Origin of the sequence: Leifsonia sp. NPDC058230 (assembly GCF_042882245.1) — a bacterium.
In the GTDB taxonomy this organism is placed as follows: domain Bacteria; phylum Actinomycetota; class Actinomycetes; order Actinomycetales; family Microbacteriaceae; genus Leifsonia.
Genome location: NZ_JBHVWM010000003.1, coordinates 420,714 through 443,695, shown reverse-complemented (window position 1 = coordinate 443,695; position 22,982 = coordinate 420,714). Strand labels below are relative to the sequence as shown.

Sequence of the window (22,982 nt, the reverse complement as noted above, 5' to 3'; positions counted from 1 at the left end):
CGCTCCTGGGGGATATTCCGACATACGTTTCGGACGGTCAGCAGTGTCAGGATGTGTGAGTGGACACGAACCCGGACGAACCCCTGCTCGAGGTGGTCGCCGCGGTGATCGTCGACGATGGCCGGGTGCTCGCCTGCCGACGCTCGCCCCTCAAAGACTCGGCCGGGCTGTGGGAGTTCCCCGGTGGAAAGGTCGAGGAGGGCGAGTCGGCATCGGCTTCGCTGGTCCGCGAGATCAGCGAAGAGCTGGGCGTGGTCGTCGAGGTGGGCGAGCTGCTGGACCGCTCGGTCACAGGAGTGGGCGGCCGGGACATCGCGTTGAGCTGCTATTTCGCGACCCTCACCGGACCACGGCCGACCTCGAGCACCGACCACGACCGGATGCTCTGGGCGCGCATCCCGGAGCTGTCCGCACTCGACTGGTCGCCGCCCGATCTGCCGGCCGTGCGCAGGCTCGTCGGAAACCGCTCCTGACGACGATGCGATCGACACCCGTTCGGACACCTCGAGGGACGAAGATGTCAGCATGAACTCCGCCACGCTCCGGAAGGCACTCGACCTGGTGCGGGCCCGAGGGGCGAAAGCGCAGCTGGTGGTGAGGCGCGACGGCGTGACAGTGGTGGACCGCACGTTCGACTGCGAGCCATCCGACCTGTTCTGGACGTTCTCGGCGGCCAAGCCGTACACGGTCGTGCTCATCCTGGCCCTCGCCGAGCGCGGGACGGTCGACCTCGACGAACCGGTCGCGACCTACTGGCCCGGATTCGCGGCGCACGGCAAGGAGACGATCACGATCCGGCAGGTGCTGCGTCACCAGTCCGGATTCGCGACCGCGGGGAGCGCCGTCGGCGACGCGCTCGCGATGACCGGCTGGGCACGAACTTTACGCCGCATCGAGCGTGCGCGGCCCGTGTGGCCTCCGGGAACCGGGCCCGCATACCAGTTCGTGATCTTCGGGTTCATTCTCGGCGAGATCGCCCGGCGTGCGACCGGTGTCCCTTTGCGCGACCTGATGTCGTCGATGCTCCTCGAACCTCTCGGCGTCCGAGACACGTATCTCGGCCTTCCGGCCGATCAGTGGGGACGACACGTTCCCCTCAACGCGGCTCGGCCGGTGCGAGCGGTGGTGAACCGGCGGGCGACACGGGAGGCGATCATCCCGTCCGCCGGCCTCTCGACGACCGCTCGGGATGTCGCCGTCTTCTACGAGATGCTGCTGAACGGCGGAGTCACGGCGAGCGGGGAGCGCATCCTGTCGCCCGGCACCCTCGAGGCTGCGCTCGTGCCGAGCAGTGAGGGACGCATCGATCGGTTCGCGGGCACACCGATCCGGTGGTCGGAGGGCTTCCAGCTGGGCGGTCCGCGACACGTGCCTGGCTCGATCACTCCGATGGGCAATCGCAGCAACCCGCGAGCGTTCGGCCACAACGGCAGCAACTGCTGCATGGCCTGGGCCGATCCCGATCGTCGCATCGTCTTCGCATATCTGACGAACAAGATCACGCGGGTGCGCGACGACATGGCGCACCTCGCCGACCTCGCGGACACCGTGCTCGACGCCTGCGACGGGTGAGGAGCGGGATCGCGCCCGGGTTCGTAGAATCGGTGCAAACCCGGCGAGAGCCGGCGGTGGTGCTACATCGACGAGAATTGCGTGTGATGAGAGCGATGATGTACGAGGCGTTCGGCGGCCCCGTCGACGTGCGAGACGTGACCGAGCCGGAGCTTCCCGAGGGCGGGGTGGTCGTCAGCGTCGGCGCATCCGGGCTGTGCAGAAGCGACTGGCATGCGTGGGCCGGTCACGACGACAGCGTGCACCTGCCGCACGTCCCCGGGCACGAGTTCGCGGGGACGATCGCGGCTGTGGGAGCGGGCGTTCGGCGATGGCGCGTCGGCGACCGGGTCACGGCACCGTTCGTGAACGGATGCGGCGTCTGCGAGTGGTGCACCAGCGGGCAGTCGCAGGTCTGCCCGAAACAGACCCAGCCCGGCTTCACGCACTGGGGATCCCACGCCGAGCTGGTCGCCATCCGGGCCGCCGACCTGAATGTCGTCGCGGTACCCGACGAGCTCTCCGACGAAGCGGCCGCCAGCCTCGGCTGCCGATTCGCCACCGCCTACCGGGCGGTCAACGCCCGCGCTCGCGTGCAACCGGGCGAATGGGTGGCGGTGTACGGCGCCGGCGGCGTGGGGCTGAGCGCCGTGATGATCGCCTCGGCTCTCGGCGCCAGGGTCATCGCCGTCGACCGCAACCCGGCAGCTCTGGAACTGGCGCGTTCGGTCGGCGCCGAGCACGCCCTGCCCGCGTCTGCATCCACCCCGGCCGAGATCGCCGACCTGACAGGCGGCGGCGCGCACGTCAGTGTCGACGCGGTCGGTTCGGCGAACACCAGCACCGATGCCGTGAGCTCTCTCCGTCGCCGCGGACGGCATGTGCAGATCGGGTTGCTCGCGGCCGGTCAGATGCCTGTCCTCCCGCTCGACCGCATCCTCGCCTGGGAACTCGACGTGCTCGGCAGCCACGGGATGGCCGCAGCCGACTACCCCGGCATGCTCGACCTCGTCGCGCGCGGCAGGCTCCGGCCCCAAGACCTGCTCGGAGCGACCGTCAGCCTGGAGGCCGGGGCCGAGCTGCTCCCCCGGCTCGATCAGGTCGCCGGGAGCGGGATCACCGTCGTGCTTCCGGCCGCCCGGGCAGGAGAATAGGCAAATGCGCCTCGCCGACTTCACACCGCCCGACACCCTTGCGGCCCACGCCGCCCTCGAGTTCGCCACGGTCTCGCAGAGCGAATCAATGCTCAACCACTGCGTGCGTTCCTGGCTCTGGGCGGCGGGCTTCGCGGCGGTCGAGTCTCGCGGATACGACGCCGAGCTCCTCTACGTGGCAGCCCTTCTCCACGACATCGGGCTCGTCGAGGCCTTCGACAACCACACCCTGGCGTTCGAGGACGCGAGCGGTCACGCGGCCGATGCCCTCACGGCGGGCGCCGGCTGGCCGGCCGAGCGGCGCATCCGGGTGCGCGAAGTGATCCAGCGCCACAACTGGCCCTCCGTCGATCCCGCGATGGACGTCGAGGGCTACCTCCTCGAGATCGCCACCGCGCTCGACATCTCGGGAGCCCGCGCAGACGTGCTCCCGCTCGACTTCCAGAAGGAGGTGCTCGCCGCCTACCCACGGCTCGACCTCGCCGCAGAGTTCGGGGCGAGTGTCGCCGACCAGGCCGAGCGCAAGCCGGCCAGTGCCGCTGCTCGGCTGATCGGCGGCGGGATGCACCGCAAGCTGGCCGAGAATCCCCTGGAGCAGCGCGGCCGCTGACCGACGGACGACGGCGGTGGCAACGGCGACGGCAACACCCAGGAACCGCTGATAGCTTTCCTCCGTCGGCATCGCGCCGACCTCAGGGAAGATGCCCAGACCGTCGCCTCCTCTGATTCATTCAGAGGAGCATCATGCCCGTCTCAGCCACCGCCGTCATCTATTGCGAGGGCAAGTTCGGCGCCCAGGACGGGAAGACCGCCAACGGCCTCGTCCGGCACTCCGAGAAGTACGAGATCCTGAGCGTTATCGACAGCACCCGCGCGGGTCAGGATGCGGGCGACGTGCTCGACGGCATCGCGAACGGCATCCCCGTGCTCGCCACCCTCACTGAGGCGATCGCGCACGCCGGCGGCCTTCCGACCACCCTCATCTTCGGCATGGCGCCCGCCGGCGGTCTCCTGACGACAAGCCAGCGCACCGACCTCCTCGACGGCATCGCCCGCGGGATGAACCTGGTCAACGGCCTGCACGAGTTCCTCGACGACGACCCCGAATTCGCCTCGGCCGCGCTCCTCGCCGGCGTCACCATCACCGACGTCCGCCGCCCCAAGGACAAGAAAGATCTGAAGCTCTTCACGGGCAGGATCTTCGACGTCACCTGTCCGCGGATCGCGGTGCTCGGCACCGACGGGGCCATCGGGAAGCGGACCACGACCACCCTGCTCGTGCAGGCACTCAACGCGCGCGGCATCCGCGCCGTCATGGTCGGCACCGGCCAGACCGCGCTCATCCAGGGCGCCAAGTACGCGGTGGCTCTGGATGCGACGGTTCCGCAGTTCTGCTCGGGCGAGGTGGAGGCGCAGGTCGTCGCCGCGTTCGAGAACGAGGACCCCGACATCATCGTTGTCGAAGGCCAGGGCGCGCTCAGCCACCCGGCCTACCTGACGTCGGCGTACATCCTGCGCGGCAGCCGTCCGGACGGTGTCATCGTGCAGCACGCCCCGAAGCGCGGGATGCTCGACGACTTCCCCGCGCTGCCGATGCCGACCGCGGCGAGCGAGATCGCCCTGATCGAAGCCTTCGCCGACACGCGAGTCATCGGCGTCACCATCAACCACGAGAACATGACCGACGACGAAATCGCCGAGTCCATCGACGAGCACGAACTCGAACTCGGGATTCCGGCGACGGACCCGCTGACCCGACCGCTCGACCGGCTGGTCGACATGGTGCTGCAGGCGTATCCCGATCTGGCGCACCGAGCGGCGCTGGTCGGACGGTAGCTGCTCGCGCTCGCTTGCACGATTGAGGCTGCTGTCAGATGTGGTGTCTGACTTCGTTCATGAATCCCGTGACGTCGTCGACGAAGATCCGCACCTCGCTGACGGACTCATCGCGTCCCCGAAGACGGATGGATGTCGGCCGTTCCAATCGGATCGCAATATTCGTCTCGAGTTGAACCCGCAGGTGAAGGATGGTGCCTACTTCCGCGACTTCCAGCCGCGGGCTCTTCGACGATTCGACCGTGTGTCGTTCGCGCGCGACCGATTCGACGTCGTCCCAGGCGAGCGGAATGTCGATCCCTGCGCCGTGTCTGGCCCGGATGCCGTCGGGCCCGACACTGTGGGGCCGCGTCACGAAACCGAGCATCAGGCCGACCATGAAGGTCAGACCCCAGAGCCCGAGCACCAGTAATGCGACGCGAACGACCGGCCAGCGGTTCACGATCAGATCGATGATCGGGATCTCCACGGCCGAAAGCACGATGAAGATGCCGAGCACCGTCGCGATCGGCTTGTGATAACTGAAGCCCACCGCGCCCGAGGGAACGCGCGGCCTCCGGAACACGAAGCGGTACAGGCTCTTCCAGACCCCGGCCTCCGATTCCACGGTCCTTGCGAGGGTTTCCCGAACTGTCACGACGCGGCCTCGGGCCTGGACGCAGCCGTCCCACCGTTCTCGAACGTCTCCGGCGTCAGAACGATCTGAAGCCGCCGGATGAGCTCGTCCAGGTCTCCTTCGATACGCTCGACCTCTTTCAATCCGTCCACGAGACCTTCGGAGAGCATCTGGTGCTCCCGTTGCATCCTCGCCATCGTCGCCTCACCGAGCCCGGTGAGCGACACGACAGAGATGCGACGGTCGGTCGGATGCGGTGCTCGGGAGACGTACCCGCCGGCTTCGAGGGCATCGACCAGGCCGGTGACGTTCCTCGCACTGACATCGAGCGCCGCGGCCAAGGCGTTCTGCGGCGACGGCCCCAGCGCGGCGAGCTCCCACAACAGGTGGGTGCGAGCGCCAGTCAGCCCCGTCCCCTCGAACGACTGCGCCATGTCCTTCTGCAGGATTGCTGCTATCTGGAGGAGCTGATCGAAGACACGCGCTTGCTGGGTCATACTAGTGAATGTACTACATCATTACCTACATTCACGACTTTGAACGCGCTTTGCCTGAGTCATTTCACGTGACCCCAGTTCGAGGCACCTTCGTGCCGTCGTGCCGTCGCGCCGGGTGACATGTCGATAACCTTCTGAACGCATCCACAGGATCGGAGAAACATGGAATTCGCGGAAGTTCTCGCAGCGATGGCGCTCAAGGTGAAGAACCAGCGCGACGCGATACAGACGGAGGAAGGGACGAAGAACGCTTTCGTCATGCCTTTCATCTCGAACGTTCTCGGATACGACGTCTTCAACCCACTCGAAGTGGTGCCAGAGTTCACCGCGGATGTTGGAATCAAGAAGGGCGAGAAGATCGACTACGCCATCGTGCGCGATGGCGAAGTCCAGATGCTCATCGAGGCCAAGAAGTCGACCGAGTCGCTCAAGATTGAAAACGCCTCGCAGTTGTACCGATACTTCGCCGTGACCAACGCACGCGTCGCCGTGCTCACGAACGGCGAGATCTACCACTTCTACACGGACCTGGACGCGCCGAACCGGATGGACGCCAAGCCATTCCTGGTTCTGGACCTCCTCGATATCGATGAAACCCTCATCCCCGAGCTTCGGAAACTGACAAAGGATGCCTTCGATCTCGAATCGATCATCAACGCGGCAGGAGAGCTCAAGTACATCGGTCAAATCAAGCGCGCGCTTGCGTCGGAGTTTCGAGAGCCGAGCGATGAATGGGACCGCTTCTTCATCAGCCGCGTCCACGACGGATCGATTACCCAGAAGGTCCGCGAGCAATTCGCTCCCCTCGTTGCCAAGGCGACAAAGCAGTTCCTCAACGATCAGGTCAATGAACGCCTCAAGGCCGCTCTCGGCGGCTCAAACTACGCGACCAACGAGGCCGATCTTGACGCGGTCACGAGCCAGCCCCCGGCGCAGGAAGATCTCGAGCGAGACACTGAGATCGAAACAACTCTCGAGGAACTCGAGGGCTATCAGATCGTGAAGGCGATCGCGTGCAGCGAAGTCAAGCCCCAGCGCGTTGTCCATCGTGATTCGAAGACGTACTTTGCGATCCTCCTCGATGACAACAACCGGAAGCCCATTGCCCGCCTGCACTTCAACGCCAAGTCCAAGAAGTACATCGGTCTCTTCGATGAGGAGAAGAACGAGACAAGGCACGAGATCGGTTCTCTCGATGAGATCTATCAGCATGCTGCGACGATCCGCGAGACTGTGAGACTGTTCGCCTGACGCACGATCGCCTGCGTGCCTGTCGAGATCCGTCGCCGCCGTTCGACGTCATAGTAGGAGGGCGGCTCACTGGGGTCGCCGGCAATGTGGGCGGGGTGTGAATCATGGAACTCAGCGTCAATGTCTTCGTCAGCCTGGACGGCGTCATGCAGGGGCCGGGTGGTCAGGAAGAGGACACCTCCGGCGGTTTCGGCGGTGGGGGCTGGCTGGTTCCCTTCGCCGCCGACATGGGCACAGCGATCGGGGACGACTGGTTCGCCGATACGGATGCGATCCTGCTCGGACGCACGACCTTCGACCTCATGAAGCCGTACTGGACGACCGTCACCGACCCGGACAACGCGGCCGCGGCGGCCCTCAACACCTTCCCCAAATACGTGGTGTCGAACAAGCTCACCGACCCCGATTGGGGCGACACCACGGTTCTCTCCGGGGATGTCGTCGAACAGGTCCGGGGCGCTCAAAGCGAAGCCAGGAGGGGAGATCCAGGTGCACGGCAGCTGGCAGCTCGTCCGGACACTGCACGATGCGGGTCTTGTGGATGTCTACCGCCTGCTGATCTTCCCAGTGGTCGTCGGCGTCGGGAAGCGGCTCTTCCCCGAGGGGAGCATGCCGGCCGCCTTCGACGTCGTCGACCGGCGGGCCACGGCGGACGGGGCGACCTACCTGGTGCTGCGTCCGCGCGAGTTCGCCACGGGCACCTTCACAGTCGACGACGGGAAAGAGTCGGTCGTCTAGGTCCCGGTTAGTCTGCGGGCACCAGGGTTCGGCGGCGGACGATCTCGTTGATCCAGATCGGCGCGTACGGGGACGTGCAGTTCGGCGGGGTGGGGTAGTCCTTGAGCACTTCGAGGCGCTCGCCGATGCCGATCGCGCGGGCGCGATATTCGGGGTGGTGGATGCCGATGGTGGCGAGGCACTCGTTCATCGCCCACTGAAGCCGATCGGGCGCATCCTTCATGTGCGTCTCGATGAGGTCGAGGAGCCCGGGCAGGTCGAGCCCCTCGGGCGCTTTCGCTACGCGGTCACTGGTCAGAGCCCATCCGGCGCTCGCGACGACAGGGTCGGGATCGGCGAACCAGGCGGTGCGAAGCTCTTCGACGTGCGCGTTCTTCTTGACGATGTAGTTGACGAGCCAGTCGTGCACCTTGGGCACGCGCCCATCCCGCAGCATGGCATCCAACTCGGAGGCGGTGTATTCCTTGGGACGGCTGATCAGGATGGCGACGAGACGAGCGGCCGTGTCACCGGTCCCCCACAGTTGAACGGCGAGGTCTTGCTGCACCTTGAGGTCCTTGGCGACCGCGCGCAGCTTGCTGAGGTTGACACCGTGGTCGTCGCCGTGGCGTTGATTCACCGCCCGGATCTTCGGGTCTTCCAATGCCGACAGCTCTGCCATCACGTCGCTGACAGTGGCGGCTGGTGCCGAACTGATCGCCACAACGATCTCCTTTGCTTCGCCGTCGGTCCTCGTTCCCCAGCTTACGGCGAAGACGCGAACGAAAAAGGGGACGCCCCCGAGTCTCCTCGGGGGCGTCCCTTCTTGTCGTACCTGCGAGCCTTACGCCGCGAGCGTCAGACCCACCGGCTCGGCGCTGACGTCGAACACTCCGTCGCGAGCGTCCAGCCGCACCGCTCCCCCGTCCGTGAGCTCTCCGCTCACGAGCAGGTCCGCGATCCGGTCGTCGACCTCGCGCTGGATGATCCGGCGCAGCGGCCGAGCGCCGTACTCGGGCTCGTAGCCGGTGTCGGCGATCCATGCGACCGCCGCATCCGTGACATCCAGCGCGATGTCGTGCTGGCGCAACCGCGCAGCCGTGGCGTCGAGCAGCAGGCGCACGATCCCGTGCAGCTGGTCGGCGTCGAGCTTGCGGAACAGCACGATCTCGTCGATGCGGTTCAGGAACTCCGGACGCATGGCCTCACGAAGCTTGCCCATCACGCGGTCGCGCAGATCCTTCTCCGAAGCGAAGCCGCTGGCGTCTCCGGATGCGCCCACCGGCACGAAGCCGAGCGCACCGCTCCGAGAGGCCAAGAACTCCGAACCGAGGTTCGACGTCATGATGACCACGGTGTTGCGGAAGTCCACCGTGCGACCCTGACCATCGGTGAGGCGTCCGTCGTCCAGCACCTGCAGCAGCAGGTTGAAGACGTCGGGGTGAGCCTTCTCGATCTCGTCGAACAGCACGACGGAGTACGGGTTGCGGCGCACGCGCTCCGTGAGCTGACCGGCCTCGTCGTAGCCGACGTATCCCGGAGGGGCACCGACCAGACGGGCGACCGTGTGGCGCTCGCCGAACTCGCTCATGTCGAATCGCAGCATCGCCTTCTCGTCGCCGAACAGCGAGGACGCAAGGGCCTTCGCGAGCTCGGTCTTTCCGACGCCCGTCGGGCCGAGGAAGAGGAAGCTGCCGACCGGGCGACCCTCGTCGCCCAGACCGGTGCGATTGCGTCGCACAGCCTTGGCGACCGCGACGACCGCGTCGTCCTGACCGATGATCCGCTGGTGCAGCTCCGACTCGAGGTGGCCGAGACGTGCACGGTCGGCCTCGCCGATGCGGGACACCGGAATACCGGTCGCGCGAGAGATCACCGCGGCGATCTCGGTCTCACCGACGACCGCATCCTTCTGGGGCTTGGCGGTCAACGCGTCGAGCGAGGCCTGAACGGACTCGATCTCGTCGCGCAGCTTCGAGGCCTCCTCGTAGTGCTCGGCACTCACGGCCGCGTTCTTCGATGCCTCCAGGGATGCGAGCTGCGAGAGCAGGTCGGAGGCGTCGACGCGCTTGCCGAGAGACAACCGCAGTCGCGCGCCGGCCTGGTCGATCAGGTCGATCGCCTTGTCGGGCAGGAAGCGGTCGGAGACGTAGCGCGCCGAGAGCTCGACGGCCGACCGGATGGCGTCATCGGTGTAGGTCACACCGTGGTGCTCCTCGTAGGCGCTGCGCAGACCCGAAAGGATCAGCACGGCATCCTCGATGCTCGGCTCGCCGACCGTGACCGGCTGGAACCGGCGCTCGAGAGCGGGGTCCTTCTCGATCCGGCGGTACTCCTTCAGCGTGGTCGCGCCGACCAGGTGAAGGTCTCCGCGAGCGAGGCGGGGCTTCAGGATGTTGCCCGCATCCATACCGCCCTCGCCTGAACCGCCTGCGCCGACGACCGTGTGCAGCTCGTCGATGAAGACGATGAGCTTCTCACGGCCCGCACTGATCTCGTCCATCAGCTTGGTCAGCCGCTCCTCGAAGTCACCGCGGTAGCGGGTTCCTGCGAGCATGGCGGGCAGGTCGAGCGCGATCACGCGCTTGTCCCGCAGCTGCTCGGGCACGGCACCCTCGGCGACGGCCCGAGCGAGTCCCTCGACGATGGCGGTCTTGCCGACGCCGGCCTCGCCGACGAGGACAGGGTTGTTCTTGGTGCGACGCGAGAGGATCTCGACGGTCTGCTCGATCTCGTCGAGTCGACCGATCACCGGGTCGAGCTTGCCCTCGCGGGCGAGCTCGGTCAGGTCGGTGCCGAACTGGTCGAGCATCGGGGTCTCGGATGCGCTGCTCGCAGTGCCCTCAGGGGAGACGCCGTCCGCGTCGACTGTCGCCGGCTCGCGCACGATCGACGTGAGTGCCTCGGCCGTGACGCCGGCCGCGTGGAGCACCTGCCCGGCGGGCGAGTCCTGCACGATGACGAGCGCGAAGAAGAGGTGCTCAGGGTCGATGTAGGTGGATCCGGATGCGCGGGCGACCTGGTACGCGTGGAAGAGCGCACGCTGCGCGGCGGGCGTGATGGACGCGGAATCCACATCCACAACAGTGCCGGGCTGGGGCAGACGCTCTTCGGCCGCGAGCGCGACCTTGGCTGGGTCGACGCCGATGCGGCGCATGGCGTCGGCGGCAGGGTCCTCGCCGGCCATGACGCGCAGGATGTGCAGCGCGTCGAGCTCGCGGTGACCGTGCTCGATGGCGAAGCGTCCGGCTTCGACCAGGATCTCCTGGGCGCGCCGGCTCAGGTAACGGCTGATGTCGATGGAGCGCGCGGCGCGCGCACGCTCACCCGCGAGATAGCGGGAGAGGAACTCGTCGAACGAGTTGCTACCGTCACCCTCGGGAGTGAAGTTCTCGGGCACGAAATCTCCTGTTTCTTGAAAGTTGAGTCGTGAACACTCAAGTTCAACAAACGGGGACCGTTGTTATTCCCGGGCCAGCTGACGACTCAGCGCGGCGGTCTGATGTCGGTGCCCGACCAGCTCGTAGCCCACCACGACCACCGTCGGCGACAGGGTGACCAGCACCAGACTCACCCCGAGCGGCCCGCCTGCGGCCACCAACCACACCGACGCCACGAGCATTCCGACCGTGCCGACGAACAGCCCGAGGTGGAGTGGATCGCCCTCATGGATCAGGTAGGTGTACAGAGAGAACAGCACGATCGAGAACAGCAGCACCGGGATCGCGACACTGAGCACTGCCCCCGTCGTATCGATCGACGCTTGACCCTCCACCACGAAGGCGACGACATGGAGACCTGCCCCCGTCGCCGCGATCGCCCCATAGAGAAGGATGTGGCTGTATCCCCAGATCACGGCTCGACGCCGGTACCGGTTCAGAACCTCGGCGGACGGCATGATGAAGTACGTCCACCACAACCCGAAGGTCAGACCCACGCCGGCGACGACGACCAGTACCGCATCCGTGCTCCATCCCTGTTCGGCGACGAGGGCGGCGACCGAGGTCACCGTTCCGAAGAGCACTTCGCCGAGCGCGATGATCGTCAGCAGCCCGTAGCGCTCAGCGATATGGCTCGCATTCCAGGGGGTTCCCCCGAGTTTGGTCTCCGCGAGTGCGGGACCTCCGAGCTCGACGATGAACAGCACCGGCACGAGAATGAGCACCGTCTCGAAGGGAAGGTCGGCGAACGCCAGAAGCACCCAGCCGACCTGGGCCAGCGTCACGAAGCTCGCATAGCTGATCGCCACGCGTCTGCGCGCCGGGTCCTGCGCAGCCGCACGCAGCCACTGGGCGACCATCGCCACGCGCATCACGACGTAACCGGCGACCATCACCCCGTTGTCGAACGACTCGCCGTGTGCGACCGAGGTGAACAACGCAGGCAGCCCCAGTGCGAGAACCACGACTCCGACCATCTGCACCATGGTCGCCACCCGGTAGAACCAGTCGTCGGTGTCGTAGGCCGAGGCGAACCACGAGAAGTTGATCCACGCCCAGCAGATCGCGAACATGGCGAAGGCGAAGGCCCCGAGCCCGGGCAGCCACTGATCCTCGGCGACGAGGTGGGCGAACTGCTCGCCCGCCTGGCTGAAGGCGACCACGAAAGCGAGGTCGAACAGCAATTCCAGCGGGGTCGCAGCACGATGCGATTCCAGCGGGTCCCGCCCCGTCATCCGGTGCAGGCGGTGACTGCGTTCGGTGCTCATGAGCTCGGACACGGTTCTCCTTGGGGAGTCGAACGATCGGCTGCCCCAATTGTGTCGCACCGCGGATCAGACCGCCCAGTCCCCGAGCTCGAGCGTACGCAGACGCTCAGGGTCGGCAAGCACGTCGACGGCCGCGATCCGCCCGTTCTGCACGACGAACGCCATGATCGAGACAGGCTGCTTCTTCGGCGCGACCACCACCCCCGCCGCCCCGTTGACGAGCGCCGGATGCGCGAACGGAGACAGCTGGCCCCACGTGACCGCCTGCCTCGCGAGCGCCGTCGCACCGCGGATGATCTCGGTCGCGACCGGACGGCCGGATCCGCCGTCGGACCGCAGCACGACATCCGGGGCCAGTACACCGATGAGCGCCTCGAAGTCGCCCTCGCGCGCTGCGGCGAAGAAGGCATCGACGACCTGCCGCTGACGCGCCAGATCGGGGTCGGGGGTCGGTGCGGAGCTCACCCGCTTGCGTGCGCGACTGGCGAGCTGCCGCGCGTTGGCCGCTGTGCCGTCCAGAATCTCCGCGATCTCGTCGAACGCGACCCCGAACGTGTCATGCAGCACGAAGGAGAGTCGCTCGGCCGGCGTCAGCGTATCGAGCACGACGAGCAGGGCGAGCCCCACCGCGTCGGCGACCAGAGCCTCGTGCTCCGGGTCCCCGCCGGTCACTCGGCTCACCACAGGATCGGGCGTGTGCACCGGCACGGGATGCTCGGGGAGCGCTGACTCGCGCCTGCTCGCCCGCGACCGCAGCATGTTGAGACACACCCGGGAGACGACCGTCGTGAGCCAGCCGCCGAGATTCTCGACCGCGCCCGCATCCGAGCGACTCACTCGGAGCCAGGCCTCCTGCACGGCGTCGTCGGCGTCGCTGAACGAGCCGAGCATCCGGTAGCCGACCGCACGCAGACGGGTTCTGTGCTCCTCGAACCGCGCTGCGAGGACGTCGATATCGCTCATCTGTCACATTCTGCCGCCGGGGAGTGTCAGAACAGTGAACCCGGCTGATCGAGTCGGACAACCGATCCTTCTGGAGGAGAGAATCATGACTGCACCCGTTCTGGTCACCGGCGGCACCGGCACCCTCGGCCGACTCGTCGTCCCGCGTCTGTGCGCGGCAGGGCGCGATGTGCGTGTGCTCAGCCGTACCCCGCACCCGTCGCGGGCCGGCGTCGACTACGTGATCGGCGACATCTCTACGGGAATGGGCCTCGAGGCCGCGGTGAGCGGCGTCGACACCATCGTGCACCTCGCCGGCAGCGCCAAGGGCGACGACGAGAAGACGAGTCACCTCGTTCGAGCGGCCCTCGCGGGAGGTCGTCCGCACCTCGTGTACATCTCTGTCGTCGGGGCGGACCGCATCCCGATCGTCAGCGGGATCGACCGAGCCGCGTTCGGCTACTACGCGGCCAAGCTCGCCTCGGAGCGGATCATCCGTGAGTCGGGGCTCCCGTTCACGATCCTCCGAGCGACCCAGTTCCAGGAGTCGATGCTGGCGGTGGCGAAGGCAATGACCAGGATGCCCGTGGTGCCGACGCCGGTCGGCAGCTTCCAGCCGATCGCCGCCGGCGAGGTCGCCGACAGGCTCGTCGAGCTCGCACTCGGGTCGCCTGCCGGACTCGTGGCAGAGATGGGCGGACCCCGCACCTACGCGATGGCCGACCTCATGCGGGACTACCTGAAGGCGACCGACCGGAGGCGTCCGATCCTTTCGGTGAAGGTTCCCGGCGGCGCGAGTCGTGCGCTGCGGGCGGGCGGGAACCTGACGCCCTCACATGCGGTGGGACGGCGGACGTGGGAGGAGTTGCTTGCGGAGGATGCTGCTGGGGCTGGGGCTGGTTCGGAGGCGGGCGCGGGTGGCGGTGGTAGTGCCGGTTCGACTACCCGTTGACTGTCAGCCGACTACGTGGTGGCGTTGGGCTGACGTTCCTCCACAGGTGGGGTGATTTCGGAGTTGTCCACAGGTAAATGGCTGGTCAGAGGGTGTTTTAGCGGGTTGGAATGTCGGTGGGTCGTGGTGGACTTGACGCATGACCACCACTCCTGACACTCCCGCCGACCCGGTTGCGGTGTTGCGGGATGCGCTGGACCCGTTCAGCACACCTGCCGGGCTGGGCCGGGACGAGCTGTTGGACCTGTTGACCGTGTTGGGTGATGTGCAGGCGGTGTTGGATGCGGTGAAGCTGCGGGCGGCTGGGGAGTTGGTGGCCCGGTCGGTCCTGGTCGGGGAAGAGAACCCGGTGACCCGGTGCGGGCACAGCAGCCCGGCCGTGTTGCTGGCGGAGCGGTGGCAGATAACGGTCCCGGCCGCCCGACAGTACTGCCTCGTCGGGACGGCGACCGCACCCCGGGTGAGTTTGGTCGGGGAGGTCCTGCCAGCGACGTTCCCGGTGTTGGCGACTGCGGTGTCCGCACCCGTCGACACCCCTTCTGCGGGTTGGGTGAGTGTGGAACAAGCGGCGGTGATCGTCCGCGAACTCCAGAAAGCCGCACCCGGCTGCACTATTAGCGACCTCGCCTGCGGTGAACGGGTCCTGGTGGAGCACGCGCCGAGTCTGACTGTCACCGACCTCCGTGCGTTGGCTGGGCAGGTCCGCGACCGGCTCGACCAAGACGGGATCCTGCCGCGGGAGCACCGGCAACGACAACGCCGGTCGTTGACGATCAGCAGCACCACGGATGGGATGACCCACCTCGACTGGTACTTGGACCCGGAATCCGCCGGGTATGTGATCACCGCCATCGACACCCTCGTCGGACACGAACTCCGGAAAGTCCGATTCCACGATGCAGGCGCCGCCACCGACACGGATGGTGATGAGATGCCGGAGTCTCGGAGTATGGCGCAGATCCGCTCCGACACGGCTGTCGACGTGTTCCGGCACCTCGCCACCTGCACCGCAACCGGAGTGAACAGCAAGCCGCCGGTGACCGTGATCGTCCGCATTCCCCTCGACGCGTTGCAGTCCGGGGTCGGTGCCGGTGAGATCGACGGCATCCCCAGCCCGGTCAGTGCCGGCACGATCCGGCGGATGGCCGCCGACGCCCACCTCATCCCCACCATCCTCGGCACCGACAGCGAAGTCCTCGACCTCGGCCGCAGCCACCGCCTCTTCACCCGCACCCAGAAACTCGCCCTCGCCGAACGTGACGGCGGCTGCGCCTGGACCGGCTGCCCCCACCCACCCGCCTACACCGAAGCGCACCACATCAGATGGTGGGACGCCGACGCAGGGCCGACAGACCTGAACAACGGCATCCTGCTCTGCAGCTCACACCACCACCGCATCCACCACGACAACTGGGATATCCACGTGCGCAACAACGTGCCCTACTTCACCCCACCACCCCACATCGACCCCCACCAACGACCACGACCCGGCGGACGCATACGAATACCCAACGCCGCGTAGGCAGCTCAGAAGTCGGAGGTTCTAGACAAAAGCACTCGGAGAGACGATCACGATCGTTTGCAACACGTCGGTTGAGGCCGCGCCTGTCGTTCGCGGCACCCAGCGTCCAGCACGTGGCACCTGGTACCCAAGCGCCCGGCCCACAGCCCAACCACGGCACAGAGCCCCGGCACCCAGCACACGGCGCCCAGTCCCCGGCACACCCCAACCCACAACCCACAACCCACAACCCACAACCCACAACCCACGCCAGACCCACCCTCAGCCCGAGACCGTCGCCCAACCCGCGGCCGCTGCGTTAGCTTGAGGAGCATGTCAGCTGTGCAGCTCGACCGGGACGAAGCCCGGCGCATCGCCATCCGTGCCCAACGACTCGACGCCGAACGACCGAGCGACCTGCTCGCTCTGGTGCAGCAGTTGACGTTCCTTCAGCTCGACCCGACTGCAGCCATCGCCCCCAGTGCGGACCTCATTGCGTGGTCGCGAATGGGCTCTTCATACCAGCCGGCGCAGTTGAAGCAGGCGATCGAACGAGACCGCACGCTGTGGGAGCACAAGGCCCAGGACGAGATCACGAGCCCGGCCATTGCGATGGTGCGCCCGACGTCCGACCTTGGGCTCCACCTCGCGGAGATGGCATCCGGGGTCCGCTACAAGGACGCTCGTGAGTGGCTCCAGGCGAACGAGTCGTTCCGGCAGGACGTGCTGGCCCGACTCAGGGATGCGGGTCCACTCCTCTCACGCGACGTGGCCGACACGAGCACGGTGCCGTGGGTGTCGACGGGTTGGACGCACAACCAGAACGTGACACGGATGCTCGAGTTCCTGGTCGCCCGCGGCGAACTCGCGACCGCGGGGCGGATCGGCCGCCAGCGCACGTTCGACCTCGCCGAGCGGGTCTACCCACCGGGCGTGGAGACGCTCCCCCTGGAGGAGGCGAAGCGCATCCGCGACCAACGCCGGCTGCGCGCACTCGGAATCGCCCGAGCGCCGATGGTGGGTGAGGCGGGCGAGCCGGTCGAGGTCGAAGGCAGCAGCCGCGAGTGGCGAGTCGACCCGGATGCCCTCGACCGGCCGTTCACGGGACGCACGGCGCTGCTGTCGCCGTTCGACCGTCTCATCCATGACCGCATCCGTGCACAGGAGATCTTCGAATACGAGTACCTGCTCGAGATGTACAAGCCGGCCGACAAACGCCGCTGGGGCTATTTCGCCCTACCGATCCTGCACGACGACCGTCTCGTCGGAAAACTCGACGCGCTCGCCGACCGCAAGGCCGGGGTGCTCCGGGTGAACGCGATCCACGAAGATGTGGCGTTCACGGCGGCGATGACGTCGGACGTGCGATCCGAGATCGAGGCACTCGCGACGTGGCTGGGACTGCGAGTCGCAGACTGAGGCCCACAGCCCCGCCACGCCGACGTCCGTTCGGAGCCGCCCCTACTTCCCGTGCGGATCGGAGCTGTTCAGCACAGCGACGACCTGGTCGTAATCGCCGCGAGCCTCCCCGTAGCGCAGGAACTTCACCCGCTCGACCTGGATCTCTTTGACGTCAGGCTGGGTCTCGAACAGTTCGATGGTCTCGGCGATGAACTCGTCCAGCGGCATGGCCACTTCGTTGCTCTCCTGACCGGGCATGAGGCCGGTGCGAACCGATGGCGGCACCAGCTCGACGACCTTGACACTCGTGTTCGCGAACTGCAGCCGGATGCTCTCGCTGAGCATGTGGATCGCCGCTTTGGTCGCGTTGTAGCTCGGCGTGGCCGCGAGCGGTGTGAAGGCGAGCCCCGACGAGACGGTGACGATGGTCGCATCCGGACGCCCCTCGAGGTGCTCGATGAAGGCACCGATCAGCCGGATGGGACCGAGCAGGTTGGTCGTGACGGTCGCCTCGGCACTCGCGAGGAACCCTGCGGGTGTGTGCCAGTCCTCGGCACGCATGATTCCGGCTACGGCGATGAGCACGTTGAGCTCGGGATGCGCGGCGATGACCTCCGCCGACGCGGACGCGATGCTCGCTGCGTCCGTCGTGTCGATCCGGACGGTGTCGATGCCGGGATGCCCGGCAGCGATCTGCTCGAGCAGCTCGGTGCGGCGACCACCGACGATGACGGTGTTGCCTTTGGCTTGGAAAGCGAGGGCGAGAGCGAGCCCGATGCCGCTCGTCGCACCGGGGATGAAGATGGTGTTCCCTGAGATGTTCATGTCCCCACTGTCTGCCCTATCGACCGCAAGCGGGAGAGGAGGGATGATCGGGGGATCGCGGGTCCCTGGATACGCCGGTCGGCACAGCGCATGATGGATACATGGACCGCGCCGCACTCGCAGACTTCCTCCGCCGCCGTCGCGCGACCCTTCTGCCGACGGATGTCGGGCTGCCGTCGGGCGCCCGCCGCCGCGCACCCGGACTTCGCCGCGAGGAGGTCGCACAGCTCGCGGCGATGTCGGTCGACTACTACACGCGCCTGGAGCAGAAACGCGGACCGCAGCCGAGCGAACAGATCCTCGCATCCCTCGCCCGCGCCCTGCGCCTGACGGATGACGAACGCGACTACCTCTACCGGATGGCCGGACACAGCGCACCCGACCGCCTCACCGGTGGCGCGCACGTCTCCCCCGCACTGCAGCGGGTGCTCGACCACCTCGACGACTCGCCGGCGCTGATCCTCTCGAACCTCGGCGAGACACTGCTGCAGAACGGACTCGCCGCCGCACTACTCGGCGATCGAACGGGCCTGACGGGGCTGGAACGCAGCGAGGTCTACCGGTGGTTCGTGCATCCCGAGACCGAGCGCATCCGCTACCCCGAAGACGACCGCGACCGTCAGAGCCGTGCACAGGTCGCCTCGCTCCGGGTCGCCTACGGCACGATGGGCGCGGACTCGCGGGCGGGCGAACTGGTACGCGCACTGCAGAAGGCGAGCCCCGAGTTCTCCGAACTCTGGGACAGGCACGAGGTCGCCAAGCGGTTCGAAGACCACAAGACGCTCATCCACCCGGAACTCGGACCGATCGAGCTCGACTGCCAGGTGCTGTTCACGGAAGACCAGTCGCAGTGCCTGCTGGTGCTCACGGCCCCGCCACGCTCGGAGGCTGCGGAGAAGCTCGCGCTGCTCGGCGTGCTGGGGACCCAGGCGTTCAGCTAGACCCCGAGGCCCGCCCGCCCGCGCGCGACTAGGCCCGCGCGACCACGTGGAAGACGTGCCAGTGCTTGGGGCCCTCGAACGACATCCCGCGCCGATCGTCCTCGACGAGTTGCACGACATCCAGGCCGACCAGCATCGCCTCGACACCCGCGCGGTCGTGGAAGTTCATGCCGGCGCGACCGAACCACTCGTCGTCCGGCCCGAACAGCTCGCCGGCGAAGACGGCTCCCGGGCGAAGGGCATCCCGGATGTCGGCCCAGAGGTACGGGAAATGGCCGGGGTCGCAGAACGGCAGAGCGAATCCGGCGTAGATGAAATCGCTGGGCGGCAGCTCCCCGAGCGACTCGAAGGACGCTTGCCGAACGTCGACCAGCGAAGCCAGCGCATCCCCCACCTCGGCTCTCACCCGCTCGTCGACGCCGGGGTCGGAGTCGACGGCGAGCACGTGCCAGCCCTGCTCGGCGAGGTGGCGGGACTCGACACCGTCACCGCAGCCGAGGTCGATGGCATCGCCCGGCGCGCTGGTTCCGCTCGCGTCAGCCCACGCCTCGAGCCCGGCCGTGAACGTCGGGCGAACGCTGCGGGCGCCCTGCGCCGAATAGAAGCCGGACCAATCGAAAGCCATACGATCTCCCCATCGAGGTGGCACTGTTCGCCACGAGCCTACGCGCCCGGGTCTTCGACCGGCCGCAAGCTCGCTAAAATCGGCGAGTGGACTCCAAGCCCAGCACACCTCGGATCGCCGTCCTCGGCCCCGTACTGGTCGAGGACCGCTCCGGAGCGCTCACCGAACCGGCGGGTGCGCTCGGGAAGAGTCTGATCGTGGCGCTCGTGCTCGCACGGGGGTCGCTGTCGGTGCAGTCGCTCGTCGCCGACCTCTGGGACGACGCACCACCCCGGCAGGAGAGGGCAGCGCTCCAGACGCTCGTGTCGCGTGTTCGCACAGCCAGCGCCGACGGGCTGCTCGAGTCCACGTCGACCGGATACGCGCTCGCGATCGACCCGAAGCTCACCGACCTGGGCCTTGCCCGCGTGCACCTCGACCGAGCACGCGAGGCGGATGCGGCCGGGGATGCGGTCACGGCCGCGGGCGAGGCGGGCTGCGGTCTGGCGCTCTGGCGCGGGGAGCCGGGCGTGGAGCTCGGAGCGGGTCCGCTCGCCGACGAACTCAGCCGCACCGCTGCAGAGTTGCGCGACGAGCTCCTCCTGCTGCGCGCTCGATCCCGCCGCCTGCTCGGTGACCCGGCGCACGCCCTCGCCGACCTGGAGCCGCTGCTGGCCGAGCATCCGTTGGACGAGCGCCTCCAGCTCGAACGGATGCGCACCCTCGACGCCGCGGGCCGCCGCAATGAGGCGCTCCACGCCTTCGCCCAGTTCAAGGAGGCTCTGCTCGACCTCCTGGGCACCCGACCGGGCCCGGAACTGGTCGCGTTGAATGCGAGCCTCCTGGTCGAGGACGATCGCGACGACGAGGAACCGGCGCCGACACCCTCTTCAGCCAGGGTGCAGCTCGGGCTCCGCAGCGCGCCGAACGAACTGATCGGACGCGAGTACGATCTCGACGCACTCGAGGACCTGATCGCCACGTCGCGCCTCACGACGATCCTCGGTGCGGGCGGACTCGGCAAGACCCGGCTGGCGCAGGAGATCGGCCATCGCGCTGTGCACACGCCCGCGGTGGTGTTCGTCGAGCTGGCGAGTGTGCGATCCGCCGACGACATCACCCTGGCGTTCGCGTCCACCCTTGGGATCCGGGAGGCGCGCGCGACACGCCCCGGCGACCCGCTGGCCGGGATCGACCTGCGCTCGCGCATCCTCGGGGTGCTCTCGGAGCGCGAGACCCTGCTGATCGTGGACAACTGCGAGCACATCGTCGACGGCGCGGCCGCCTGGATCGCTGACATCCTCGAATCCACCACCACCGTGCGTGTGCTCGCTACGAGCCGGGCCCCCCTGGCGATCAGTGCCGAGCGCGTCTACCCGCTGGACTCCCTGGCCAGCATCGACGGTCCCGATGAGGCGGCACCCGCGGTGGCGCTGTTCATGCAGCGCGCGCGTGCCGCGCGTCCCAACGTCGTTCTGCCCCCGGATGTCGTCGCCCGCCTCTGCACGCGTCTCGACGGGCTGCCGCTCGCGATCGAGCTCGCGGCCGCTCGAACCCGCTCGATGTCGGTCGAGGAGATCGAGCGGCGTCTCGGCAACCGGTTCGTCCTGCTCACCGGTGGCGAACGGAACGCCCCCGAACGGCACCGGACACTGCTCGCCGTCATCGACTGGAGCTGGAACCTGCTCGGCGGATCCGAGCGTGCCCTGCTTCGGCGGCTCTCCCATTTCCCTGACGGCTTCAGTGCGGAGGCGGCCGAGATCGTCTCCGGCGACGACGCGGGCACGGTGCTCGACGACCTCGAAGCGCTCGTCAATCAATCCCTGGTGTCCGTCGCCGAGGACCCGGCCACGGGCATCCTGCGCTACCGGATGCTCGAGACGGTGCGCGAGTTCGGCGACCTGGCGCTCGTCGAAGCCGGCGAGACACGACTGGTGCAGGAGGGCATGAACGCCTGGGCGGTGCAGTTCTCCCGCGAGACGCTCGGGAGGATGCACGGCGCGACGCAGGTCAGCTCCTTCAACCTGATCACCGCGGAGCAGGACAACCTGGTCGCCATCCTGCGTGTCGCCATCGACCAGCGCAACGGCCCCGTCGTGGCAGCGGTCTTCGCAGGTCTCAGTTACTACTGGTCGCTGCGAAGCGCCCACACCGAGGTGCTCGCGTTCGGCCAGATCGTGCTGGACGCCCTCGCGGGCTGGCAGCCGAGCGACGAGGAGCGCGACGACGCAGCGGCCACGTACGGCATCATCGCCGGCACGTTCCTCTACACCGGGCTGCGAACCTCCGCGCGGGCGAGTTCCCGACTGCGCCGGGTCAAGCGCGGCCATCCGCTGAAGGACTCCACTCTCGACTCGCTGACGAACCTCATCCTCCTCGCCGGGCGGGAGGAGCCCGGGATGGCGCTTCTCGCGGAATACCGGGTGTCCACCGACCCGGCCATCTCCTCGATCGGCAACCTCATCGCCGCCCAGTTCGCGGAGAACCAGGGTGATCTCGACCTTGCGATGGAGTACGCCACCGTCGCGTACGAGAAGTCCTTGCAGATCGAGGACACCTGGAACACGGCGACGGCAGCCCAGTCGCTCGCGCAGCTGCACAGCCAGCTCGCGCATCCGGCGGAGGCCGTCCACTGGGGCGAACTGGCGCAGGAGGGCCTGTCGAAGCTGCAGGCGGTCGGGGACCTGCGACAGCTGGAGTGGGTCATCGCCATCAACACGATCTCGGTGGGTGACCTGGTGCGCGCCCGCGAGATGCTGGAGCGCTACCTGAGTGCGGAGACTCCCACCAGCGGCGTCGAATTCGTCGACTACTTCGGGATCGGGCACGCCGGGCTTGCCGAGATCGCCCTCGCCGAGGGCAACGACGCTGAGGGACTCGCCCGCTACCGCGAGGCGATCGGACTGTACAGCGAGAGCGACGACCGGACCAACCCCTGGCTGACGATTCTGTCGAGCGCGAGCCTGGCCGCCCATGTGCGCGCTGCTGTCGCGGACTCAGCGGGATCCGGCACCGCGGAGGCCGACCCTCGACGGGTCGACTGGCCGGACATCGACGACATGGCCCGCGCGCTGCGTACGCGCATCCTGGTCAATCATCGGCTGCAGTCGAGCTACATCGACAAGCCTGTTCTCGGTGCAGGCCTGTTAGGGCTGGCCTGCTGGATGCTCGCCCCGCGAACGGATCTCGAGCGCTCCCCCGAGTGGTTCCAGGCCGGTTTCGAACTGTTCGCGATCGCGGACCGGATCAACGCCCGCCAGGACCAAGCGAGCCTCAACCGCGAGCGGCTCCGGAACGAGCTGGCCGGCGCGTGGGGAGCTGAGCGCCCGGATGCTGCGCGGGCGCTATACGCCGAGGTGAGTCGCAACGACGCCGCGAGTCGCGGACTCGAGTTGCTCCACGACCTTCGGTTCTAGCGCGGCTGGATCAATCGAGTCCATGGTCGGTGCGACCGTGGTGCGATCGTGATTCACAGACGGTGATTCA

General features: G+C 67.5%; 20 protein-coding genes and 1 pseudogene. 13 read left to right on the top strand and 8 right to left on the bottom strand.

The annotated features are described in order from the left end of the window. Positions 1 to 59 precede the first annotated feature (59 nt). The 5 genes from ACFVV0_RS11965 to ACFVV0_RS11945 all read left to right on the top strand — a co-directional run bounded on the left by ACFVV0_RS11965 (position 60) and on the right by ACFVV0_RS11945 (position 4,541). Complete coding sequence (locus ACFVV0_RS11965; protein WP_387062955.1) at positions 60 to 473, top strand: (deoxy)nucleoside triphosphate pyrophosphohydrolase; 414 nt, start codon at positions 60 to 62, stop codon at positions 471 to 473. Between the two features lie 52 nt (positions 474 to 525). Next, a complete protein-coding gene (locus tag ACFVV0_RS11960) occupies positions 526 to 1,572 on the top strand; it encodes a serine hydrolase domain-containing protein (RefSeq protein ID WP_387062952.1) in 1,047 nt (348 codons plus the stop codon). 86 nt (positions 1,573 to 1,658) lie between these two features. Then, complete coding sequence (locus ACFVV0_RS11955; RefSeq protein WP_387062949.1) at positions 1,659 to 2,705, top strand: zinc-dependent alcohol dehydrogenase family protein; 1,047 nt, start codon at positions 1,659 to 1,661, stop codon at positions 2,703 to 2,705. A gap of 4 nt (positions 2,706 to 2,709) precedes the next feature. Further along, positions 2,710 to 3,315, top strand: a complete 606-nt coding sequence (locus tag ACFVV0_RS11950; RefSeq protein ID WP_387062946.1) for an HD domain-containing protein — start codon at positions 2,710 to 2,712, stop codon at positions 3,313 to 3,315. A 134-nt stretch (positions 3,316 to 3,449) separates the two neighbouring features. Beyond that, positions 3,450 to 4,541 (top strand): DUF1611 domain-containing protein, encoded by a 1,092-nt coding sequence (locus ACFVV0_RS11945; protein ID WP_387062943.1) that lies wholly within the window; start codon positions 3,450 to 3,452, stop codon positions 4,539 to 4,541. Positions 4,542 to 4,575: 34 nt separating this feature from the next. On the opposite strand, the gene ACFVV0_RS11940 is transcribed toward ACFVV0_RS11945, so the two are convergent. Next, positions 4,576 to 5,178, bottom strand: a complete 603-nt coding sequence (locus tag ACFVV0_RS11940) for a hypothetical protein (protein ID WP_387062941.1) — start codon at positions 5,176 to 5,178, stop codon at positions 4,576 to 4,578. Continuing rightward, positions 5,175 to 5,654, bottom strand: a complete 480-nt coding sequence (locus tag ACFVV0_RS11935; RefSeq protein WP_387062939.1) for a MarR family winged helix-turn-helix transcriptional regulator — start codon at positions 5,652 to 5,654, stop codon at positions 5,175 to 5,177. The genes ACFVV0_RS11940 and ACFVV0_RS11935 overlap by 4 nt, the downstream gene beginning before the upstream one ends. 162 nt (positions 5,655 to 5,816) lie before the next feature. Here ACFVV0_RS11935 and ACFVV0_RS11930 point away from each other — a divergent pair, with 162 nt between their 5' ends. The 3 genes and pseudogenes from ACFVV0_RS11930 (at position 5,817) to ACFVV0_RS11920 (ending at position 7,643) form a co-directional block, all read left to right on the top strand. Further along, positions 5,817 to 6,905 carry a type I restriction endonuclease gene (locus ACFVV0_RS11930; protein WP_387062936.1) on the top strand — a complete coding sequence of 363 codons (1,089 nt, stop codon included), beginning with the start codon at positions 5,817 to 5,819 and terminating at the stop codon, positions 6,903 to 6,905. A 104-nt stretch (positions 6,906 to 7,009) separates the two neighbouring features. Continuing rightward, a pseudogene (locus ACFVV0_RS11925) lies at positions 7,010 to 7,282 on the top strand (dihydrofolate reductase family protein); the annotation flags it as partial. A gap of 58 nt (positions 7,283 to 7,340) precedes the next feature. Then, on the top strand, positions 7,341 to 7,643 hold the full coding sequence (locus ACFVV0_RS11920) for a dihydrofolate reductase family protein (protein WP_387062933.1): 303 nt from the start codon (positions 7,341 to 7,343) through the stop codon (positions 7,641 to 7,643). A 7-nt stretch (positions 7,644 to 7,650) separates the two neighbouring features. On the opposite strand, the gene ACFVV0_RS11915 is transcribed toward ACFVV0_RS11920, so the two are convergent. The 4 genes from ACFVV0_RS11915 to ACFVV0_RS11900 form a co-directional block, all read right to left on the bottom strand. Continuing rightward, positions 7,651 to 8,304 (bottom strand): DNA alkylation repair protein, encoded by a 654-nt coding sequence (locus ACFVV0_RS11915; protein WP_387063560.1) that lies wholly within the window; start codon positions 8,302 to 8,304, stop codon positions 7,651 to 7,653. Positions 8,305 to 8,466: 162 nt separating this feature from the next. Then, positions 8,467 to 11,022, bottom strand: coding sequence for an ATP-dependent Clp protease ATP-binding subunit (locus tag ACFVV0_RS11910; protein WP_387062930.1), 2,556 nt, complete (start codon positions 11,020 to 11,022; stop codon positions 8,467 to 8,469). 63 nt (positions 11,023 to 11,085) lie between these two features. Further along, positions 11,086 to 12,342, bottom strand: coding sequence for a low temperature requirement protein A (locus tag ACFVV0_RS11905; RefSeq protein WP_387062927.1), 1,257 nt, complete (start codon positions 12,340 to 12,342; stop codon positions 11,086 to 11,088). Positions 12,343 to 12,396: 54 nt separating this feature from the next. Continuing rightward, complete coding sequence (locus ACFVV0_RS11900; protein WP_387062924.1) at positions 12,397 to 13,293, bottom strand: sigma-70 family RNA polymerase sigma factor; 897 nt, start codon at positions 13,291 to 13,293, stop codon at positions 12,397 to 12,399. Positions 13,294 to 13,378: 85 nt separating this feature from the next. Between ACFVV0_RS11900 and ACFVV0_RS11895 the strand changes: the two genes are divergently transcribed. The 3 genes from ACFVV0_RS11895 (at position 13,379) to ACFVV0_RS11885 (ending at position 17,144) form a co-directional block, all read left to right on the top strand. Continuing rightward, positions 13,379 to 14,224, top strand: coding sequence for an SDR family oxidoreductase (locus tag ACFVV0_RS11895; protein WP_387062921.1), 846 nt, complete (start codon positions 13,379 to 13,381; stop codon positions 14,222 to 14,224). A gap of 139 nt (positions 14,225 to 14,363) precedes the next feature. Beyond that, positions 14,364 to 15,746: a DUF222 domain-containing protein gene (locus ACFVV0_RS11890; RefSeq protein WP_387062918.1), complete on the top strand. Its 1,383-nt coding sequence runs from the start codon at positions 14,364 to 14,366 to the stop codon at positions 15,744 to 15,746. A 312-nt stretch (positions 15,747 to 16,058) separates the two neighbouring features. Then, entirely contained in the window at positions 16,059 to 17,144 is a 1,086-nt protein-coding gene (locus ACFVV0_RS11885) for a DNA glycosylase AlkZ-like family protein (RefSeq protein WP_387062915.1), read from the top strand. A 42-nt stretch (positions 17,145 to 17,186) separates the two neighbouring features. Here the strand turns inward: ACFVV0_RS11885 and ACFVV0_RS11880 are convergent, their stop codons facing one another. After that, positions 17,187 to 17,951, bottom strand: coding sequence for an SDR family oxidoreductase (locus ACFVV0_RS11880; protein ID WP_387062912.1), 765 nt, complete (start codon positions 17,949 to 17,951; stop codon positions 17,187 to 17,189). 101 nt (positions 17,952 to 18,052) lie between these two features. On the opposite strand from ACFVV0_RS11880, the gene ACFVV0_RS11875 reads away from it, so the two are divergent. After that, positions 18,053 to 18,892, top strand: coding sequence for a helix-turn-helix transcriptional regulator (locus tag ACFVV0_RS11875; RefSeq protein WP_387062909.1), 840 nt, complete (start codon positions 18,053 to 18,055; stop codon positions 18,890 to 18,892). A gap of 28 nt (positions 18,893 to 18,920) precedes the next feature. Here the strand turns inward: ACFVV0_RS11875 and ACFVV0_RS11870 are convergent, their stop codons facing one another. Continuing rightward, entirely contained in the window at positions 18,921 to 19,517 is a 597-nt protein-coding gene (locus tag ACFVV0_RS11870) for a class I SAM-dependent methyltransferase (RefSeq protein ID WP_387062906.1), read from the bottom strand. 86 nt (positions 19,518 to 19,603) lie between these two features. Here ACFVV0_RS11870 and ACFVV0_RS11865 point away from each other — a divergent pair, with 86 nt between their 5' ends. Then, complete coding sequence (locus ACFVV0_RS11865) at positions 19,604 to 22,912, top strand: ATP-binding protein (RefSeq protein WP_387062903.1); 3,309 nt, start codon at positions 19,604 to 19,606, stop codon at positions 22,910 to 22,912. Positions 22,913 to 22,982: the final 70 nt, after the last annotated feature.

Bases quoted from the DNA above. Each gene is read 5' to 3' on its own strand.
- ACFVV0_RS11935 (WP_387062939.1), bottom strand. From the start codon at position 5,654: ATGACCCAGCAAGCGCGTGTCTTCGATCAGCTCCTCCAGATAGCAGCA.
- ACFVV0_RS11955 (WP_387062949.1), top strand. From the start codon at position 1,659: ATGAGAGCGATGATGTACGAGGCGTTCGGCGGCCCCGTCGACGTGCGA.
- ACFVV0_RS11880 (WP_387062912.1), bottom strand. From the start codon at position 17,951: ATGAACATCTCAGGGAACACCATCTTCATCCCCGGTGCGACGAGCGGC.
- ACFVV0_RS11885 (WP_387062915.1), top strand. From the start codon at position 16,059: ATGTCAGCTGTGCAGCTCGACCGGGACGAAGCCCGGCGCATCGCCATC.
- ACFVV0_RS11915 (WP_387063560.1), bottom strand. From the start codon at position 8,304: ATGGCAGAGCTGTCGGCATTGGAAGACCCGAAGATCCGGGCGGTGAAT.
- ACFVV0_RS11945 (WP_387062943.1), top strand. From the start codon at position 3,450: ATGCCCGTCTCAGCCACCGCCGTCATCTATTGCGAGGGCAAGTTCGGC.
- ACFVV0_RS11870 (WP_387062906.1), bottom strand. From the start codon at position 19,517: ATGGCTTTCGATTGGTCCGGCTTCTATTCGGCGCAGGGCGCCCGCAGC.
- ACFVV0_RS11875 (WP_387062909.1), top strand. From the start codon at position 18,053: ATGGACCGCGCCGCACTCGCAGACTTCCTCCGCCGCCGTCGCGCGACC.
- ACFVV0_RS11900 (WP_387062924.1), bottom strand. From the start codon at position 13,293: ATGAGCGATATCGACGTCCTCGCAGCGCGGTTCGAGGAGCACAGAACC.
- ACFVV0_RS11895 (WP_387062921.1), top strand. From the start codon at position 13,379: ATGACTGCACCCGTTCTGGTCACCGGCGGCACCGGCACCCTCGGCCGA.
- ACFVV0_RS11920 (WP_387062933.1), top strand. From the start codon at position 7,341: ATGTCGTCGAACAGGTCCGGGGCGCTCAAAGCGAAGCCAGGAGGGGAG.
- ACFVV0_RS11930 (WP_387062936.1), top strand. From the start codon at position 5,817: ATGGAATTCGCGGAAGTTCTCGCAGCGATGGCGCTCAAGGTGAAGAAC.
- ACFVV0_RS11890 (WP_387062918.1), top strand. From the start codon at position 14,364: ATGACCACCACTCCTGACACTCCCGCCGACCCGGTTGCGGTGTTGCGG.
- ACFVV0_RS11950 (WP_387062946.1), top strand. From the start codon at position 2,710: ATGCGCCTCGCCGACTTCACACCGCCCGACACCCTTGCGGCCCACGCC.
- ACFVV0_RS11960 (WP_387062952.1), top strand. From the start codon at position 526: ATGAACTCCGCCACGCTCCGGAAGGCACTCGACCTGGTGCGGGCCCGA.